At 69.9% G+C, this 17,420-nt stretch carries 14 protein-coding genes; 6 read left to right on the top strand and 8 right to left on the bottom strand.

Annotated features, from left to right (window positions below; all coding sequences use genetic code 11):
* Positions 1-64: 64 nt before the first annotated feature.
* The 5 genes from AC1DWJ_RS13730 to AC1DWJ_RS13710 all read right to left on the bottom strand — a co-directional run bounded on the left by AC1DWJ_RS13730 (position 65) and on the right by AC1DWJ_RS13710 (position 5,496).
* Positions 65-1,543: a pyridoxal phosphate-dependent decarboxylase family protein gene (locus AC1DWJ_RS13730; RefSeq protein WP_477621059.1), complete on the bottom strand. Its 1,479-nt coding sequence runs from the start codon at positions 1,541-1,543 to the stop codon at positions 65-67.
* Positions 1,544-1,685: 142 nt separating this feature from the next.
* Positions 1,686-2,708: a Rieske 2Fe-2S domain-containing protein gene (locus AC1DWJ_RS13725; RefSeq protein ID WP_477621058.1), complete on the bottom strand. Its 1,023-nt coding sequence runs from the start codon at positions 2,706-2,708 to the stop codon at positions 1,686-1,688.
* A 12-nt stretch (positions 2,709-2,720) separates the two neighbouring features.
* Positions 2,721-3,680, bottom strand: coding sequence for a PDR/VanB family oxidoreductase (locus tag AC1DWJ_RS13720; RefSeq protein ID WP_477621213.1), 960 nt, complete (start codon positions 3,678-3,680; stop codon positions 2,721-2,723).
* Between the two features lie 38 nt (positions 3,681-3,718).
* Positions 3,719-5,071 carry a glutamine synthetase family protein gene (locus AC1DWJ_RS13715; RefSeq protein WP_477621057.1) on the bottom strand — a complete coding sequence of 451 codons (1,353 nt, stop codon included), beginning with the start codon at positions 5,069-5,071 and terminating at the stop codon, positions 3,719-3,721.
* Positions 5,072-5,106: 35 nt separating this feature from the next.
* Positions 5,107-5,496: a hypothetical protein gene (locus AC1DWJ_RS13710; RefSeq protein ID WP_477621056.1), complete on the bottom strand. Its 390-nt coding sequence runs from the start codon at positions 5,494-5,496 to the stop codon at positions 5,107-5,109.
* Positions 5,497-5,702: 206 nt separating this feature from the next.
* Here AC1DWJ_RS13710 and AC1DWJ_RS13705 point away from each other — a divergent pair, with 206 nt between their 5' ends.
* Positions 5,703-6,224 carry a MarR family winged helix-turn-helix transcriptional regulator gene (locus AC1DWJ_RS13705; protein ID WP_477621055.1) on the top strand — a complete coding sequence of 174 codons (522 nt, stop codon included), beginning with the start codon at positions 5,703-5,705 and terminating at the stop codon, positions 6,222-6,224.
* A gap of 25 nt (positions 6,225-6,249) precedes the next feature.
* Here the strand turns inward: AC1DWJ_RS13705 and AC1DWJ_RS13700 are convergent, their stop codons facing one another.
* From AC1DWJ_RS13700 to AC1DWJ_RS13690, 3 genes are all read right to left on the bottom strand, one after another.
* Positions 6,250-6,978: a gamma-glutamyl-gamma-aminobutyrate hydrolase family protein gene (locus AC1DWJ_RS13700; RefSeq protein ID WP_477621054.1), complete on the bottom strand. Its 729-nt coding sequence runs from the start codon at positions 6,976-6,978 to the stop codon at positions 6,250-6,252.
* Positions 6,979-7,352: 374 nt separating this feature from the next.
* On the bottom strand, positions 7,353-8,534 hold the full coding sequence (locus tag AC1DWJ_RS13695) for a serine hydrolase domain-containing protein (RefSeq protein ID WP_477621053.1): 1,182 nt from the start codon (positions 8,532-8,534) through the stop codon (positions 7,353-7,355).
* 64 nt (positions 8,535-8,598) lie between these two features.
* Complete coding sequence (locus AC1DWJ_RS13690) at positions 8,599-10,128, bottom strand: biotin carboxylase (RefSeq protein WP_477621052.1); 1,530 nt, start codon at positions 10,126-10,128, stop codon at positions 8,599-8,601.
* A gap of 350 nt (positions 10,129-10,478) precedes the next feature.
* Between AC1DWJ_RS13690 and AC1DWJ_RS13685 the strand changes: the two genes are divergently transcribed.
* The 5 genes from AC1DWJ_RS13685 to AC1DWJ_RS13665 all read left to right on the top strand — a co-directional run bounded on the left by AC1DWJ_RS13685 (position 10,479) and on the right by AC1DWJ_RS13665 (position 16,448).
* Positions 10,479-11,579 carry a helix-turn-helix transcriptional regulator gene (locus AC1DWJ_RS13685; RefSeq protein WP_477621051.1) on the top strand — a complete coding sequence of 367 codons (1,101 nt, stop codon included), beginning with the start codon at positions 10,479-10,481 and terminating at the stop codon, positions 11,577-11,579.
* Positions 11,580-11,685: 106 nt separating this feature from the next.
* Complete coding sequence (locus AC1DWJ_RS13680; RefSeq protein ID WP_477621050.1) at positions 11,686-12,813, top strand: class II histone deacetylase; 1,128 nt, start codon at positions 11,686-11,688, stop codon at positions 12,811-12,813.
* Positions 12,814-12,842: 29 nt separating this feature from the next.
* On the top strand, positions 12,843-13,880 hold the full coding sequence (locus AC1DWJ_RS13675; RefSeq protein ID WP_477621049.1) for a sugar ABC transporter substrate-binding protein: 1,038 nt from the start codon (positions 12,843-12,845) through the stop codon (positions 13,878-13,880).
* 16 nt (positions 13,881-13,896) lie between these two features.
* Entirely contained in the window at positions 13,897-15,429 is a 1,533-nt protein-coding gene (locus tag AC1DWJ_RS13670; RefSeq protein WP_477621048.1) for a sugar ABC transporter ATP-binding protein, read from the top strand.
* Positions 15,426-16,448 (top strand): ABC transporter permease, encoded by a 1,023-nt coding sequence (locus tag AC1DWJ_RS13665; RefSeq protein ID WP_477621047.1) that lies wholly within the window; start codon positions 15,426-15,428, stop codon positions 16,446-16,448. The genes AC1DWJ_RS13670 and AC1DWJ_RS13665 overlap by 4 nt, the downstream gene beginning before the upstream one ends.
* The last annotated feature ends 972 nt before the right edge of the window (positions 16,449-17,420 follow it).

Here is a 17,420-nt window from a genome sequence, read left to right as displayed (position 1 = left end):
GCACGGGCAGCCCCGCTGCAATAGGTGGCCTGCGTGGTGCGGGACCAGGTGGTTGGTGCGTTGGCTACTGCGTGTCGCGGAGCAGGTCGAGTACCTGCTGGTGCAGCTGGGGCACGAGGTCGGCGCTCTCGGGCTTCATCAGCACGCTGCGCAGGATGCGCCCGGCTGGAATGTCGGCCTCCATCTGGTGGCCGCGCGCAGCGAGCGCGTCGGCCTGGACGTTGTAGGTGGCCACGAACAGGGCCTCGTCCGGGGGCAGTTGCATGCCCCGGGTCAGGACCTGTTCGCTGGCCCGGTCGACCTCGGAGAGCCGGGGCCGGGCGGGGAAGTAGCTGAGGATGTCCAGCTGCGGCTGTTGGTAGAGATCCAGATCATCGCTCGCCGAGATCGTCTGTGCCCAGTCCAGTGCTGCTCGGCGGCCCGGGCGCAAGGCGGCGCCCAGCCCGTCCACGGTGAGCGGCAGCAGCCGCAGCGTGAGCCACAACGCGGCGGCGGCCGCGCCCGCGCGCGAGCATTCCAGGGAGATCTCGCCCAGGTGGAGTTCATCGGAGGTGAAGTACGTGTAGGGCGACTCGTGCAGATAATGGGTCGCGACGGCTGGGTCGCGGAACAGCACGGCACCGCAGCCGTAGGGCTGGAGGCCGTGCTTGTGGGGATCGATGACGACCGAGTCGCACTCGGCAATGGCGGCGAAGGGCGCGGCGGCGACGCCGTCGGGAGTGTCATCGGCGATGAGTCGGAAGAACCCGCCGTAGGCCGCGTCGACGTGAACACGCACATCGTGGGCCCGGCACAGCGGAACGATCTCGTGGACCGGGTCCACGGCACCCAGGCCGGTGGTGCCGGTGGTGGCGACCACCGTGCCGACCCGGCCGCCGCGCAGCAGATCTTCGAGCGCCTGGACGTCCATCGAGCCGTCAGCGGTGGTGGGGACCGCTATGCCCTCGATGCCCAACACGTGGCACATCCGGGAGTGGGTGTAGTGCGCCTCGGTGCTGAAGGCGATGGCCTTGTCCGGGTGGGTCTGGCGGGCAACGAACAGCGCCTCGAGGTTGGCAATGGTGCCGCTGCTGGTGAGATGACCGAGGTGCTCCTTGAAGCCGAACATCCCTGCCAGCTGAGCCACCACCTCCTTCTCCATCTGCGCGGTCGCAGGACCGCCGTCGAGTGCGTGGTTGTTGGGGTTGACCAGCATCGCGGTGAGGTAGCCGATGACCGCGGCTGGATGGGGCGGCTTGAGCATTTGCCCGACATAGCGCGGGTGGAAGAAGGGGTAGTTGTCCCGCAACCGGGTCCGCAGTTCCGCCGACTCCCGCTCGAGCGCAGCGCGGCTCACGGTGAGCGACGGGTGCGGAGTGAACGGGCCGTACTGGCTCATCCAGTTACCCATCTCGCCAACGGCGATCTGCAACTGGTCGGCCAAGTCAGGGAACCCGGCCGGGCCGGCCTGCACCACCGGGGCAGTGACCCCACGGCCTTCGTTGCTTTCATCGCCCGCGGTCGGGGGCAACATATTGGTCGACGGACCGGAATCGGTGGGCACGACAACTCCTGTGTTCGCGGTGGATGGATGCAGATCCTGGATCGGGCTTTCACTGCGGAATGGTAGAAAAACCACGGGCAACCTGCTCGAGACACACTTGCCGGTCGAGACTCGCACAACTACTCGCGAAGCCGGGCGTGCGTCAGCCCTCGTCTGCGAGCAGTCGGCGCAGTATCTTGCGGACATGGAGCACGGCTAGGTCCGCGGCGACGTTGACGTCCTCGCCGTAGCCGTCGCGGTCGATGACCTGCTGCATGGTCTCCAGGATCTCGCGGACCTTGAGGTAGTAGGCCTCGAAGATCGGGCGCAGGGCCTCGCTCGCCTCGGCTCCCGGCGCGAAGTTGCGGCTGACCCGCCAGTGGTGGCGGGTGTGGCGGTCGTCCACCGGCGTCACCGCATGGGTGAAGCGGAAGACCTGCGGGCCGCCCTCGTCGGCGGGCAGCAGGACCTCCCACCGGTCGGCCCACAGGCCGGGAGAGAGGAATGCGCCCTCCTCCCGCTGGGGGTACGACGTCGTGGCCGACGAGCCCGAGACGCTGGCTTGCCAAGGGGGCATGGGGGCGGCCGGCCAGCCGCGGTGGAAGACGACGGTCGTCTCGGTGAGCTCCACCTCGAGCGCGGGCGCGACACCGGCGAGCACCGGGGGCGAGATGACCGGGTCGACCACGGCTACGTGGGTGATGTCGGCGAAGTTGTCGTGCAGCAGGCGCACGTTGGCCGCGGTCTCCCACTGGCCGCCGAACGTCTCCCAGGCGGGATCGGTCAGCCACGACGTGGGGCGGGGTGGGCGGCGGTCCGCCAGCGACGGCTCGCCGAACCAGACCCACACCAGGTCCCCCGCCTCGCGGACGGGGTACGACGGCACGCGGGCGCCGTACGGCACCTGCTCTTGGGACGGCACCCGCACGCAGGCGCCGGTGGGGTCGTAGGCGAAGCCGGAGTAGCCGGAGACGATGGTGTCCCCTTCGACGCGGCCCAGGCTCAGCGGGTACGGGCGGTGTGCGTCGCGGTCACCCAGCGCGACGACGGAGCCGTCCGTGGTGCGGAACAGGACGACCGGCAGGTCGAGGGCCCGGGTGCCGAGCGGCTCCCGGGTGACCTCGGAGGAGGAGGCGAGGGCGTACCACGCGTTGCGCGGGTAGCCGGCCTCATGACGCTCTCTCATCAGGGCTACCTCTCACAGGTCCAGGGTCAGGGAGCCGGAGCGGCACCGGGACACGCAGATCATCATGAACTCGTTGGACGCCTTCTCCTCCTCGTTGAGGATGGAGTCGCGGTGGTCGACGTCGCCGTCGACGACCTCGGTCTCGCAGGTGCCGCAGATGCCCTCCAGGCAGGAGCCCACGACGCTGACCCCGGCCGCCTTGCAGACGTCGTAGACCGACGCGTCGGCCGGCACCTCGAGCGTCAGGCCGGAGCGCTGCAGCACGAGCTCGAACGCGGTGTCGCCGCTGGTGTCGGACGCCTTCGCCGAGAACCGCTCCAGGTGCAGGGCGCCTGCCGGCCACGCCGCGGCGCACCGGGCCTCGACCGCGTCGAGAAGCCCCGTCGGTCCGCAGGTGTAGACGAGGGTGTCGGGCTCGGGAGTGCCGAGCAGCCCGTCGAGGTCGGGCATCCCCGCCTCGTCCTGGGGCAGCACGGTCACCTTGTCGCCGTAGGCCGCCAGCTCGTCGAGGAACGCCATGGAGGTGCGGGTGCGGCCGCCGTACACCAGGCGCCAGTCGGCGCCCGCAGCCTCGGCGTCGGCGATCATCGGCAGCATCGGTGTGATCCCGATGCCGCCCGCGACGAAGAGGTAACGCGGCGAGCTGACCATCGGGAAGTGGTTGCGCGGTCCGCGGACCCGGACCGTGCCGCCCTCGTGGAGCTCGGCGTGGACAGCCTTGGAGCCCCCGCGGCTGTCGGGATCGCGCAGCACCCCGACCCGCCACTGCGTACTGTCGCCCGGGCTGCTGCACAGCGAGTACTGGCGGACGAGGTCGTCGCCCAGCACCAGGTCGATGTGCGCGCCGGGCGTCCACGGCGGCAGCGCCGAGCCGTCGGGCGCAGCCAGCGTGAGCGCCAACACGTCGGCTGCCACCTCGCTGGACGCGACAATGGTCAGGTCCGCCTCGAACTCACGGACGATGGGTTGCATCACCAAGGGATTCCCCTCACTCTCTCTCGCCGGCCACCTCACAGGTGGTAGGCGTACTCCCGGAACTCCCAGTCGGTCACGAACTGGCTGAAGCGCTCGAGCTCGTTGCGCTTGTAGGCGACGAACGTCGACACGAACGTCGGGCCGAGGATGTCGGCGAGGTCCTTGTTCTCTTCGAGCGCGTCGAGCGACGCACCGAGGCTGCTCGGCAGCCGGTCGGCCTTGGTCGGGTCGTAGCCGTAGCCCTCGAGCTTGTCGGGCGGGGCGAGACCGTCGCGGATGCCCAGGTACGCCGCAGCGAGCAGACCGGCCACCGCGAGGTAGGGGTTGGCTGATGCATCCCCCAGGCGCAGCTCCATCCGCGAGGCGCGGCCGCGCTCGGGCGGGATCCGGACCATCGCGCTGCGATTGTCGAGACCCCAGTCGATCAGCCAGGGCGCCAGGGTGTCGGGCCCGAACCGCTTGTAGGAGTTGACCGTCGGGTTGCTGATCGCCGCCAGCGCCGGCGCGTGCGCGAGCACGCCGGCGATCGCGGAACGTGCTGTGTCGGAGAGACCGTCGGCGCCGTTCGGGTCGTCGAAGAGCGGCTTTCCGTCGGCGTCGAGGGTACTGAAGTGGACGTGGAAGCCGGAGCCGCCCTCGTCGTTGAACGGCTTGGCCATGAAGGTCGCCAGCTTGCCGCGGCGCCGGGCGAGCTCCTTGACGGCGGTCTTGAACCGGAAGGCCCGGTCGGCGGCGTCGAGGGCCTCGGAGTGCCAGAGGTTGATCTCGAACTGGCCGCTGGAGAACTCGTGGTTCGCGGCGACGACGTCGAGGCCGTAGGCCGCGAGGTCGCGCAGCGAGGCGAGCAGGGTGTTCTCGGGGTCGCCCTTGAGGCCGGCGACGTAGACGTTGCCGGTGGCTTCGCCGTACCGCTTCCAGCCGGTGGTCGAGCCCTCGTCTGGCTCGAGGACGTAGAACTCGAGCTCCGGGCCCACGATCGGCCTCATCCCCAGCTCCGCGAAGCGGTCGACCACACGGCGCAAGACGCTGCGCGGGTTCTCCTCCGACAGCGAGCCGTCGGGGTTGTAGACGTCGGCGATGACATGCGCTACGCCGGGCTCCCACGGAACCGGGTGCATCGTGGCGAGGTCGGGGACGGCCACGATGTCGGGCAGCCCCGAGGAGATGCCGCCGGCGATGTCGACGACATCGCCCATCGGCGACGTCCCGTAGACCGAGCGGCAGAAGGCGACGCCGGCACCGGCCGTCCGGTCGAACCGGTCGGCCAGGATGTCGCGGCCGCGCTCGGTGCCGATCAGGTCGCTGTAGCCCAGCCTGATGACGTCGATGCCTTCGGCGCGCAGCCGTTCGGTCGTCTCGCGCAGGGCGTCCTGGTCGATGTGTTCCACAGGTCAGTCTCCGTTCGATTCGCAGTAATCCATCATCAAACGGCAACCGGGCTGCTGCGGAGGTAGTCGTCGAAGCGTTCGAGGTCGGACGCCAGGGCGTCGTACACGGCCTGCTTCGACGTGCGCAGGTAGAGCGCGTAGCCGATGCCCGCGGGCCGCCCGAGGCCCTTCACGACGAAGGTGTTGAAGCCGCCCGCGTTCACCACCTCGCTCGACATCTTCCCGTAGCCGACCGCGACCAGCAGGAGCGCGACGGCCACCGCCAGGAACGCGAAGGGTGAGCCACCCAAGTAGCCGAGCGCGATGGCGAGCGAGACGACCTCGGCCATGCCAGTCAGTCGTGCCACCGCCGCACGGACGAGGAACACGATCGCGCCGACCCCCAGCGCGCTCTTGCGCAGAGTGGTGTTGACGGTGTCCGACATGGGATTCCTTCGCTGTCGCAGCGGTCGAAGCCGCCTGGGTCTTTTGACCCTGTGAACAAGTCGTTCGGATCCGTACGATAATGGCATGTGACCTGGAGCGCCATCCTTCTCAGGGAAAATGTTTGTTTCCGAACGATCTCAGTTGGTCGCACCGCGCTCGCGGCCTCAGTCTGGGACGAAGGAGTAGGTACGTCTACGCTGACGCCATGCCCGATCACCACACCCTTGAAGAGACTGAGCGCGCGATGAAGCAGCACGTCGACGCGCTGCCTCTCGACTTTGCCGCATCCAACGCGCTGGCGACCCTCTTCCGGGCGGCCAACGCCGCGCGGGCCGAGCTCACCAACCGTGTGCTCCGCGGTCACGACCTGACCTGGACCGGCTTCGTTGTGCTCTGGGTGGTCTGGATCTGGGACGGCATGGAGACCCGCCACGTCGCCGAGTCCGCCGACATCTCGAAGGCGACGCTCACCGGCGTGGTCAAGACGCTGGAGTCACGCGGCCTGATCCTGCGCGAGGGCGACGAGCACGACCGGCGCCTGGTCCGGCTGCGACTGACCCCCGAGGGCATCGCGCTGATGGAGCATCTCTACCCCGAGTTCAACGCCATCGAGTCCGCGATCATCCGCAACCTTTCGGCCAACAAGATCACCTCCCTCACCCGCGCACTGCGCGACGTGGTGAAGTCCGTGGAGACGAACCAAAACGGGGCAGCGCACGAGGGGTGACCCTCGTCCGGCCGGAGGGCCCGGGTCAGGCGCTCCGCGCTGCACGCCGCTCCTGCGCGGCGGCGACCAGCGCCGCGAACAGGGCAGCCTGCTTCGGGTCCGACGCGGCCGTGTCCTCCGGGTGCCACTGCACACCGAGGTACCAGCCACGGGACCCGCTCAGCTCAACCGCCTCGACCACCCCGTCCGGGGCCGTCGCCACGGCCTGCAGGCCCGCACCGAGCCGTCCGATGCCCTGGTGGTGGTAGCAGGAGATCGTCGGCCGCGTGCCGACGATGCCAGCCAGGCGCGAGTCGGGAAGTACGTCGATGGGCTGCACCATGTGACGGTGGATCCGCTCCCCGAGGTCCTGGATCAAGTCACCCCCGAGAGTCACGTTCACCACCTGGTTGCCGCGACAGACCGCCAGCAGCGGCAACCCTTCGTCAAGCGCGAACCGGGCCACGGCGAGGTCGAAGGCGTCTTGCTCCACGTCGACGTCGTACAACGTCTCGTGGGGCTGCTGGCCCGACCAGTGCGCCGCCAGGTCACCTCCCCCGGGTAGCAGGACAGCGTCGGCGAACCAGAGTCGGTCGGCGACCTCCGCCAGTTCGACCCGGCCGTAGGGTGCAGCCGGATGGATCACCAGCGGCTCGCCGCCGGCGGCGTACACCCCCTCGACCAGCACACGCGAGGCGACGTCGGCGCCGTAGCGCAGTGCCGAGGCGGAGGCTGAGAACCGCGCCGGGATGGCGACCAGTGGGCGCGCGGTCACGGCGCGATGAGGGGCGGGAGGTGCTTCTCGATGAAGCGGGTCTCACGCTCCCAGGCGGCGGCGAACTCGATCACGCCGGCGTCGTCGTGGTTGCGACCGATGACCTGTAGGCCGATCGGCAGGCGGAGGGACCGATCCCGGCCAGCATGGCAAGGCTGGGCGCACCTGAGCGACGCGACAGACGACCCTTCCCGACCTGGCTGGACTCGGGGGAGCTGCTGGGTTCGTTGGATTCCATGGGGCGCCATTCTCTCGACCGCACTGTATTCGTTCTGACCCGAACGCGATTGTTCGGGTCCGAACGTATTGCCAGTCGCGCGCTCCCGCAAGAGTGGATCGGGAAAAAAATCAGCACCCATCAGGCGGGCGAAGGCTCAGGCGAGCTGTGCCGACACGGCGTCGAAGGCTCGCAGCGTCGAGAAGAGTTTCCAGGCGTGCTGGGGCTCCGGCCAACTCGAGAGCTTGGCAGCCACCACGCCGGTGTACGGGTTGATGTAGACCATCTGCCCGTGGATGCCGAGACAGACCAGCACGTCGCGGTCGGGATAGGGCAACCAGAACTGGTTGCGGTACATCCCGCCGGTCATCAGCGTCTCCGTCGGGCTGTTCGCGAACGCCTCCCGCGAGTCCGGGTCGCCCCGGTAGGTGTCCTCCAGCCAGGCCGGGCTGAGAACCTGCTCGCCCGTGAGCGAGGTGCCGCCGCGCGCGAGCATCGTCCCGAACCTGGCCAGGTCACGCAGGGTGGCGCAGATCCCGCCGTCGAACATGCCCGAGCCGGCCGAGTCGACGCCGATGACAGCATCGTGCTCCGCACCGATCCGCGACCAGAGCACCTGCGACATGAGCTCGGGCATCCGCTCCCCCGCGGCCACCTCGCAGATCCAGCCGAGCACATCCGTCTCGCCACTGCGGTATTCGAACGGGCCGCCGTGCGGCGCCTTCTGGCGAAGGGTCAGCAGGAAGTCGTACATGGTGCCGGGCACGCCGGGGTGCTCGCGCGGCGCCCAGCCGATCGCCTGCTCGAGGAGTCGCACCTCGGCGGCGGGATCGAGGTAGGTCTCGGAGAACTGGATGCCCGAGCGCATGTCGAGCAGGTGCCGCACGGTGGCGCCGGCGTACCCGCTGAACCCCAGCTCGGGGACGTACGACGACAGCAGGGCCGCCGGGTCGAGGGCACCGGCGTCGACGAGCGCGCCGGCGACCGTGCCGACCAGCGACTTGCTGACCGACATCAGCAGGTGACGCGTCCCCGGCGCCATCGCACGGGGATACTGCTCCGCCACGACCTGGCCCTGCCGGCACACGATCCACCCGTCCGTGTCGGTCTGCGCCATCACCTCCGCGACGGTGACCGTCGAGCCGTCGTGGAGGACGACCGGCAGGGCACCGGCGTCGACCGGGGCGACGCCGAGCTCGGCGACCGGCCCGTCGCCGCAGGCGATCCGTGCCGTCGGGAAGAGCTCGTCAATGTGCTGGAACGACCACTGCAGCTGCGGCGCGACCTGCCAGTTGTCCAGCGTCACGCCGAGCTGCGGCTGGTCCGCCTGCCCACCCACCACCACTGCTTCTCCCGATCGTTGCGGACGCCGCAGACCCCGTCCCTGCGCTCGGCCGGGAAGTCTAGCCCCGGGCAATCGGGCCACCCTTGACCGCAGGATGCGGCACCGGCTTCGCCGGGGGCGCCACCGACGTGCCGCTGTAGTGCGCCCGCACCGACGCGATCAGGTGCTTCGCCCGGATGTTCAAGACCGCGGGCTTGCCCGGCGTGCCGGTCTGCAGTCGGCCTTTCGTGACCAGCACGCCGAGGTCTGCCCCTTTCCAGCGGTAGTCCCCCGGGCCGTAGATCCGCAGGAAGAAGGCTTCGCTCTCGTCCTGCAGCTGGTGCCAGTCGAGGGCAGCCCGTCGGAAGACCAGGGCACCGGTCCCGTCGAGCACGTAGGCGCCGCTCGGAGCCGCCGTGTCGATCCGCTCGACCCCTGGCGAGGTCTCCTTGATGATCATCTGCGACCACAGGTCGACTGCCGCGAGCTGCTGCCAGCGCGCGTTGATCTCCTCGACGTCGAGGTCGAAGTCCACATCGAGGAACTCCAGCAGGTGGAACAGGAACAGCGGGACGTCGGCATAGGCGCCAGCGGTGACATTCGTGATCGACGACGCGCCGCTGATTCGCGGGTTCAGCTCGCCGAGGTAGACCTCCTCGGTGTCGACGTCGACCAGGACGTCCACCTCGAAGAATCCGCGGTAGCCCTCCTTGCCAAGGCGGTCACCCAGGCGGCGGACGAGGTCGGCCGCCCGGGTGCGGAGGTGGCCGGTGAGCACCTCGGGGAACATCTCGTTGCCGCACCAGCCGCCGCGGTACGGCGTGAGCTTCGGGTGGCCGGTCAGCTCGGACATGAAGGGGCCGACGACGGTTCCGCAGCCGGTGAGCACCGCCTCCACGGCGACCGGGCGGTTGTTGATCCGCTTCATCACCTTGACCTCGGCGCCCGCGATCTCCTGGTGGTGCTTCTTCCAATCCGCCTCGGAGGCGATGAAGAAGGTGGTCTTGCCGGAGTCGCCGTACGCCGTCTGCACGACGAGGTCGTCGCCGAGACGCGCTTCGGCCGCCGCCTTCACCAGGCCCGCGAAGTCGTCGACGGTGGTCATCACGTTCGGCACGCTCGGCACGCCGACCTCGTTGCCGAGACGGGTCGTGACCATCTTCGAGTCGAGGTGGTTGCGCAGCGCCGCCGACGGCAGGATGAGATCGTAGCCGAGCTCGTCGCAGATCCGTTCGGTCTCCTCGTCGAAGAACACCATCGCGATCTTCGGGCGCACGCCGGGCCTCGTGCGGCTGGTGATGAAGGCCCGCACCTCCGGGTTCTCGAGGAGCCAGTTGTTGATGTGCTCCCCGCCTTCGAACTCGACGTAGGGCTTGTGGCTGGGCGTGAAGACCCGGGGGTGCGCACCGTCCCACGCGTCGTAGTAGGTGACATAGGTGAAGTTGCGGACCCAGCGGTCGAGCCCGAGCAGGTTGAACGGCGTGGCGCCGAAGAAGTAGATCGGGACGTCGTTGGTGCGGAAGAAGTGGCGCACCTCCGACAGGTTCCGCAACCGGCGTCGCGGGGCGTCGCTCGGGGCGGCCGGCGCGAAGGCGGCGTCCGTCGCCACGGTCGCAATGGGAGCAGGCCCGGTCGGCAACGGGACGACGGGCGCGCCGGTTGGGTCCTTCGTCGGCGCAGACGTGGTCGCCTTCCGCGCGGTTGCCTGGGGCGTCGCCTTCCCGGCGGTTCTCCGCGCGGGCTTCGCGCCAGCCTTCTCCGGAGTGGTCATTCGTGGCTCCTCTCACGTGGCCCTCGGTTGGCGGTAACCACACGCGTCACGGGAGCAGACAATCGTTCGGACCCAAACAAAAGCAGGAGGACGGGTCGCTGTCAACAGTCCCGAGGGTGTTGCCCAACGTGAGCGGTGCGAGATATCATTCGGCACCAAACATTCTCGCCCAGACCGATGGCGGACCCATGGCAGCTCTGAAACCAGCGCCACTCGCTGCGCCAACGGTCGCTGCCGACACCGCGAACGACGGCCACCACCTGCTCGACCTCGTCGTGGACTTGGCCACGCTCGACTCCCATGACGAGACGACACGGCGACTGCCCGACCTGCTCGAGCGCCTCGCCGACGAGACCGGCGCCCGCGCGTGCCAGATCGACACCGCGACGACGGCGAGTCGCGGCGCGCGGGACGCCCAGTGGCAGACTGTCGCCAGTGTCGGCTACTCGTCCACCGTCGCCCACCACCTCGGCGGAGCCTTCCTCTCCTCGCCCCACGGGCAGCTCGTCCTCGCCAGCACCGCGCCACTGCGGATCGAGAACAACGTCCACGATTTCTGCGCCTCGAGCCACTTCCGCGATGTCCTCCAGCCCGCTGGGTACGACGACGGCCTCTCTCTCGCGCTGCGGGCCGTCACCGGCGGAGTCGTCGGCATCCTCCACCTCTCGGCGAGGGCAGGCGATCTGCACCACGACTCGATCGCACAGCTGCCGGCCGTAGGACGCGTCCTGGCCAGGGTCACCGAGGTCGCCTCCTGCTCCGCGCGCGACGTCACCCTGCCGCCGGACTACGCCGTCGTGCACATCGACGCCGCCGGACGGGCGCGCCCCGTCGTCGGGCGTGACCCTCTGCACCTGGAGCTGGACGAGGACGTGCTGACGATCCTGCGGACCATCCTCGCGACCGGCGTCCGGTTCGCTTCCTTCCTGCACCTGCAGGACGGTCGGCTGGTCGAGGTGCGGGTGCACTCGCCCGAGGGCCGGCACACCGCGCGTCAGCCCTGCATCGTCGCCACGAGGCCGGCCAGCTCCACGCTCGGGCTCACCCTACGCCAGCTCGAGGTCCTCACCGCGGTGGCTACCGGCGCCGGCAACCGCGACATCGCCGACGAGTTCTGCCTGACCCAACGCACGGTGGCCGCGCACGTCGAGGCGATCCTCGCGCGGCTCGACACTCCCTCACGCGCCGGGGCCGCGGCCAAGGCGACCGCCGCGGGCGTGCTGCTGCCGTCGGCAGACCCCGGCTCCGTCCGCTCGCTCGTGCGGATCCTGGAGCCCCCCACCGCCTGACGCTCGCCGCCAAAGACTGGCATTTCTGCCAATGTCCCGGCCCCGCCTGCTCCTCCACGATGACGGAACCGCGCCGACTTCACCGGCGCCGCATCCAGGAGGCGACATGGCAACCGGCTACGTCTACCACGAGCTCTTCGGCTGGCACGACACAGGAACCAACGCCGGGCTGTTCCCCGCCGACCACCGCGCCGGCGTCCAGCCCTTCCAGCACTTCGAGAACGCCGAGACCAAGCGACGGATCCACGAGCTGGTCGTCGTCTCGGGGGTGATCGACCAGCTCACCCGGATCGCTCCCCGCAAGGCGACCGACGACGAGATCCTGCTGGTGCACACCCGTGAGCACCTCGAGCGGATCCAGGCGGGCAGCGACCAGCCCAAGGGCGGCGACTCGGGCGACGGGCTCAGCCCGTTCGGTCCCGGTGGCATCGAGATCGGGCGGCTTGCGGCCGGCGGGATGATCGCTGCGACGGAGGCGGTCGTCGAGGGTCGGGTCGACAACGCCTACGCATTGATCCGTCCGCCCGGTCACCACGCGGTCCCCGAGACCGGCATGGGGTTCTGCATGTTCGGCAACCTCGCGATTGCGGCACAGGCGGTGCGGCGCAGCCACGGCGTCGAGCGGATCGCCGTCCTCGACTGGGACGTCCACCACGGCAACGGCACGCAGGCAGCGTTTTACGACGACCCCGACACGCTCACCGTCTCCCTGCACCAGGACCGGGTCTTCCCGCCCGACACCGGTCACGTCACCGAGCGGGGCACCGGGGCCGGCCACGGGTACGCGCTCAACGTGCCGCTTCCCCCGGGCACGGGCAACGGCGGCTACCTGGCGGCCTTCGACCGGGTCGTGGCGCCGGCGATCGAGCGGTTCCGGCCCGACCTGATCCTGGTGGCGAGCGGCTTCGACGCCAATGCCGCCGACCCGTTGGCGCGCCAGGGACTCACCGCGTCGACGTACCGGACCATGACCGAGCGCCTGATGGGTATCGCGGCGGACCTGTGCGACGGGCGGATCGCGATGAGCCACGAGGGCGGATACAACCCCGCCTACGTGCCGTTCTGCGGTCTCGCCGTCATCGAGGCCCTCGCCGGCGTGACGACCCCGCTGGCCGACCCGTACGAGCCGATCTTCGGGGCGATGGGCCAGCAGGAGCTGCAAGCGCACCAGACCGCGCTACTCGACCAGGTCGTTCCGCTCCTCGACGACATCGCCCCCTACACCCGCGCCTGATCCTCACCACCACCGAACGGAGCACCACCATGTCCACTCGCAACCAAACCGGCGACCTGCCTCATGACCTGTCCCGCCGCACCTTCTTCGGATGGACCGGCGGCCTCGGCGCCGCCGTCCTCGTGTCTGCCTGCAGCGCGCCGTCGTCCACCAGCGGCGACGGCGAGAAGGTCACCAAGTCCGGCCAGAACGTTGACACCATCGCCTTCGACTACCCCTTCACCTTCCTCCCCGTTTTCGCGGGCGTGACGAAGTTCGCCAAGGAGCGCGCGAAGGAGAAGGGCGTCACGCTGGAGCAGACCAGCGACAACGGTCGGCCTGACGTGCAGGCCTCCAACCTCGACACCCTCATCGCCAAGAAGGTCCCGGCCATCGTGTCCTTCCCGATGGTGTTCGAGGCTGTCGAGGCCCAGGCGGCCAAGGCCCTCGGCGCCGGCTGCATCTGGGTGACCTACGGCGGCACGCTGAAGAGCCAGAGCGCCTCGATCACCTTCAGCTTCGAGGAGGGCGGCCGGCTGCTCGGCGAGGACGCCGCGAAGTGGGCCAACGACGTGCTGGGCGGCAAGGGCAAGATCGCCTTCTTGGTCGACGACACCATCGAGCTCGGGCGCAAGCGCACGGCCGGCATGATCGACGCCTTCACCAAGGGCGCCCCGGGCGTGGAGGTCGTCGCACGGGAGCAGGCCATCGACCCCGACACCGGCCTGTCGAAGACCAAGGCGATCCTCGCTAAGCACCCCGACCTCAACATCGTGCTCGGCATCACCGACGGGGCCGCGTACGGCGGCTACAAGGCACTGACCGGAGCGGGCCGGTCTGACAAGGACGCCAAGACGTACGTCGGCGGCCAGGACGGCGATGTCGGGTCGCTGCAGTTGATCTCGCAGGGCACGTTCTACCGCGCCTCCGCGGCCCTGCAGCTCAAGGACATCGGCTACGCGGTCATCGACGTGCCGCTCGCCGTGGCCGATGGCAAGAGCGACGCCGACGCGAGCACCGACGTCCCGATCGCCCTCGTGAAGCAGGGTGACCCGCTTCTCGACGAGATCATCTCCCAGTACGGCTGAGCCGGAGCAGACCGCCATGACACTGCGAGTCACCGGACTGTGCAAGTCCTTCGGCGGGGTCCACGCGCTCCGCGGCGTGGACCTCACCATCGAGGCCGGCGAGGTCCACGCCCTGCTGGGGCACAATGGCGCCGGCAAGTCCACGCTGATCAAGGCGCTCGGCGGCGCGTTCACGCCCGACGCTGGTGAGATCGACGTGGCGGGCCGGACGTACACGGCGCTGTCCCCGCGCCAGTCCATCCACGCCGGGATCGCGATCATCTTCCAGCACCTGAGCCTGGTCGAGTCGCTCTCGGTCGTCGACAACATCTTCCTCGGCCAGGAGCAGCGCCGTCTCGGCGTCGTCGACCGCAAGGGGCAGCGCTCGGTAGCGCGCGCGCTTCTCGAGCGGCTCGAGGCGACCTGCTCGGTCGACGACCGGGTAGGCACCCTGCCGATGGGGCAGCGCCAACTGGTGGAGATCGCCAAGGCGTTGAGCCGCGACCCGGTGGTCCTCATTCTCGACGAGCCCACCGCCGCCCTGTCGGCCCACGAGATCGGTGCGCTCGAGAAGACCGTGCGCACCCTGCAGGGCCAGGGCCTGGCGATCTGCTACGTCACGCACCTCCTCGGGGAGGTCGAGCGGCTCGCCGACCGGATGACCGTGCTGCGCGACGGCCGGGTGCACGTCTCCACCTCGCTCGAGGGCAAGACCCGGCGCGACATCATCGACGCGATCGCGGAGCCGCCGACGGGGCTGGCTCCACGGGCGCCGGTCCACCAGCACGATCCGCCGCAGCTCCGGGTCCGCGGCCTGGTGGGTCCGGGGATCGGTCCGCTGGACCTCGACGTGCGGCCCGGCGAGATCATCGGCCTGTACGGCCTGATCGGGTCGGGGCGCACCCGCACGCTCGAGATGCTCTTTGGGCGGCGGCCTCGCAGCGGGCAGATCACCGTCGGTGGCCGGGACGTGGTGAAGCGCTCGCCACGGGCGGCGCTGGCGGCCGGCCTGGCGCTGGTCCCGGGAGATCGCGCGACCCAGGGACTCTTCGCCTCGCTATCGGCATCGGACAACGCGCTGCTGCCCGCGCAGGCCAGCCTGGCTCGCTTCGGCATCCGCCGGCGGTCGGCCGAGCGGAGGGCCTTCGCCGAGCTGACGGACGCGCTCGCCGTACGACCTGCGTCGCCGGCGGCGCCCGCGCGCAGCTTCTCGGGCGGCAACCAGCAGAAGCTACTGCTCGGCCGGTGGGTGAACAGCATCCTGCCGACCACGGTCCTACTGCTCGACGAGCCCACGCAGGGCGTCGACGTCAACGCCCGGCACGAGATCTACCGCGCCGTCCAGTCGATCGCCTCGGAACGACGTACGGCGGTGCTGTTCGCCTCGACGGACCCCGAGGAGATCGTCGCGCTGGCGGACCGGGCCCTCGTGATGCACCAGGGCGTCATCACCTGCGAGCTCAGTGGCGCCCAGCTCACCGAGGACGCACTGCTCCAGGCGACCCACCACCCCGACTCCGACCCGGCGGCGGCGCCCGGTCACCTCGACGCACAGGAGATCCCCTCATGAACGCATGGCACGCCTCGCGGCGGATGGCCCGCTACCCCCTGATCCCGGTGATCGCCCTGGTGGTGATCGGGTTCCAGGTGTCGACCGGAAGCTTCCTCGGCAGCCAGAACCTGCTGGGCATCGCGACGGACAGCGCGACGCTGGCCATCGTGGCCGTGCCGACCGCGCTGCTGGTGATCAGCGGCTACCTCGACCTCTCCGTCGGGTCGACCTACGCCCTCGGTGCGGTCGCGGCGGGCTGGTACGCGAGCCAGCACCAGGGCAGCCTGCTGGCGTGCGTGCTGCTCGCACTGCTCGCGGGCCTCATTGTCGGCGCCGTCAACGGCATCCTCTGCTGCGTCGTCGGTCTGTCCCCGTTCATCGTCACTCTCGGCACGCTGACTGCCGTGCGCGGCATCGCACAGCAGCTCGCGCCGCTGCCGCTGACCGGGTTCGGCGACGGCTTCGCGTGGCTAGGCGGCGCCAAGGTCGCCGGGCTGCCCTCGCCCGTGGCGATCAGCCTGCTGGTCGTGCTCGTCGCCGGCGCGATCCTGGCCTTCACGCCCGTGGGACGGCACATCTATGCGATCGGCGTCTCCCGGGAGGCGGCTTACCTGTCCGGCGTCCGGGTGCGGACGGTGCCCTTCGTTCTGTTCCTCGCCACCGGCGCGCTGGCCGGGCTCGCCGGGGCGATCCGGGCGTCGGTGCTGGGGGCCGTCCAGTCCGGTACGGCGGGCCTCGGTTTCGAGCTGGCCGTCCTGACCGCGGTCCTGGTCGGCGGGGTCGCCCTGACGGGCGGCTCGGGCTCGCTCTTCGGCGTGGTGCTCGGTGTCGCCTTCCTCGGCATCCTCCAGAACGGCCTGACCCTCGTGGGGGTGCCGACCTTCTGGCAGCAGGTGGCCCAGGGCCTGGCTCTGGTGGTCGCGGCCGGTCTCGCCTTCCTCAGCCCGAAGTTGGAGGCACTGACCGCTCCACGGCCCGATGCGCAGTCCCGGCACAATGGCGCGCATGGCGCGCATGGCGAACCCCAGCGGACCTGACGAAGCCCCCAGTCCTACTGCGGCTCGACGGGCACGCGGCGCACATCGTGCTCAATCGGCCGCGCGATCAACGCGCCCAACCACGCGATGGTCGGCGTGATCACTGCCGCCTGGGACTCGGACGCCGACCGGCTAACCCCGAGACCGCCGCCCGGATGTTCTATGAAAGGCGGCAAGGGCGGTCGGAAGGGCTGGTCCAGATCCCCGGTTTTCAGGCCATGCCACTCCGGAGCGCGGCTCCGGCGGTACAGGCCAGTGCGTTCCCCGACGCCTAGGCCCGATGGGAACCCCTCGCGCAACAGATCGTCGCTAACCCGGCCGTGCTATCCGCCACCGACTACACCACGGTCGACTACACCGCGGCCGACTACGCCGGCGAAGCCACCCATGGCTCCAACGCGGTCGCCTCCCGTGCAGATTCTCGGCACCCCCTACAGCTGGGCGGTGGGAGGCATCGCCGGCCCAGGCAACGGAATCGGCCCGGGCAGCGCAACAGTCGGCTTCGACGCCTGCTCCCTGGTCCATTACGCCCACCACGGGCCACCGGACGGATACTGCCCCGGGTCACCGATGCCCAAGCCGTCGCCCTGCCCACGTGCCGGCCGGATCGCAGCTAAGGGCCAGGGATCTGCTGTTCTTCCACTCCCCCGGCGACGAGCCGGCCCTCGCTGATCAGCTCCAGGGTGCCGAGCTCGCTGGCCAGCAAATTCGGGTGCCCGCAGCGGAGCGATGATCGCGCCGGCCACCAACCGCAGGTGCTGGGTGACCGACGGCATCGCTGACAGCGAGCATCATCGAGTTGGGCCAAGGCATCTCGGGATCCTGGTTGCCCGGCATGGCGTAGTCGCGCGGGTTCCCCATGGCGCCCTTGGCGCTCGCGTCGGGACCAAGCACGACGTGCTCGCTGATCATCACGGCGTCGAACCCCGGCGTCCTCGGCGACCTCGGCCCACCGCACCAGCTCCGGCAGAT

The organism is Pedococcus sp. P2_D7, from assembly GCF_056404295.1.
The sequence above is the reverse complement of the archived record's forward strand: the minus strand, read 5'-3'. Positions and strand labels throughout refer to the sequence as shown.

What these genes read in the sequence shown, in the direction of transcription:
- AC1DWJ_RS13725 (WP_477621058.1), bottom strand. Translation starts at nt 2,708, where the DNA reads ATGAGAGAGCGTCATGAGGCCGGCTACCCGCGCAACGCGTGGTACGCC.
- AC1DWJ_RS13720 (WP_477621213.1), bottom strand. Translation starts at nt 3,680, where the DNA reads ATGCAACCCATCGTCCGTGAGTTCGAGGCGGACCTGACCATTGTCGCG.
- AC1DWJ_RS13710 (WP_477621056.1), bottom strand. Translation starts at nt 5,496, where the DNA reads ATGTCGGACACCGTCAACACCACTCTGCGCAAGAGCGCGCTGGGGGTC.
- AC1DWJ_RS13705 (WP_477621055.1), top strand. Translation starts at nt 5,703, where the DNA reads ATGCCCGATCACCACACCCTTGAAGAGACTGAGCGCGCGATGAAGCAG.
- AC1DWJ_RS13685 (WP_477621051.1), top strand. Translation starts at nt 10,479, where the DNA reads ATGGCAGCTCTGAAACCAGCGCCACTCGCTGCGCCAACGGTCGCTGCC.
- AC1DWJ_RS13680 (WP_477621050.1), top strand. Translation starts at nt 11,686, where the DNA reads ATGGCAACCGGCTACGTCTACCACGAGCTCTTCGGCTGGCACGACACA.
- AC1DWJ_RS13675 (WP_477621049.1), top strand. Translation starts at nt 12,843, where the DNA reads ATGTCCACTCGCAACCAAACCGGCGACCTGCCTCATGACCTGTCCCGC.
- AC1DWJ_RS13670 (WP_477621048.1), top strand. Translation starts at nt 13,897, where the DNA reads ATGACACTGCGAGTCACCGGACTGTGCAAGTCCTTCGGCGGGGTCCAC.
- AC1DWJ_RS13665 (WP_477621047.1), top strand. Translation starts at nt 15,426, where the DNA reads ATGAACGCATGGCACGCCTCGCGGCGGATGGCCCGCTACCCCCTGATC.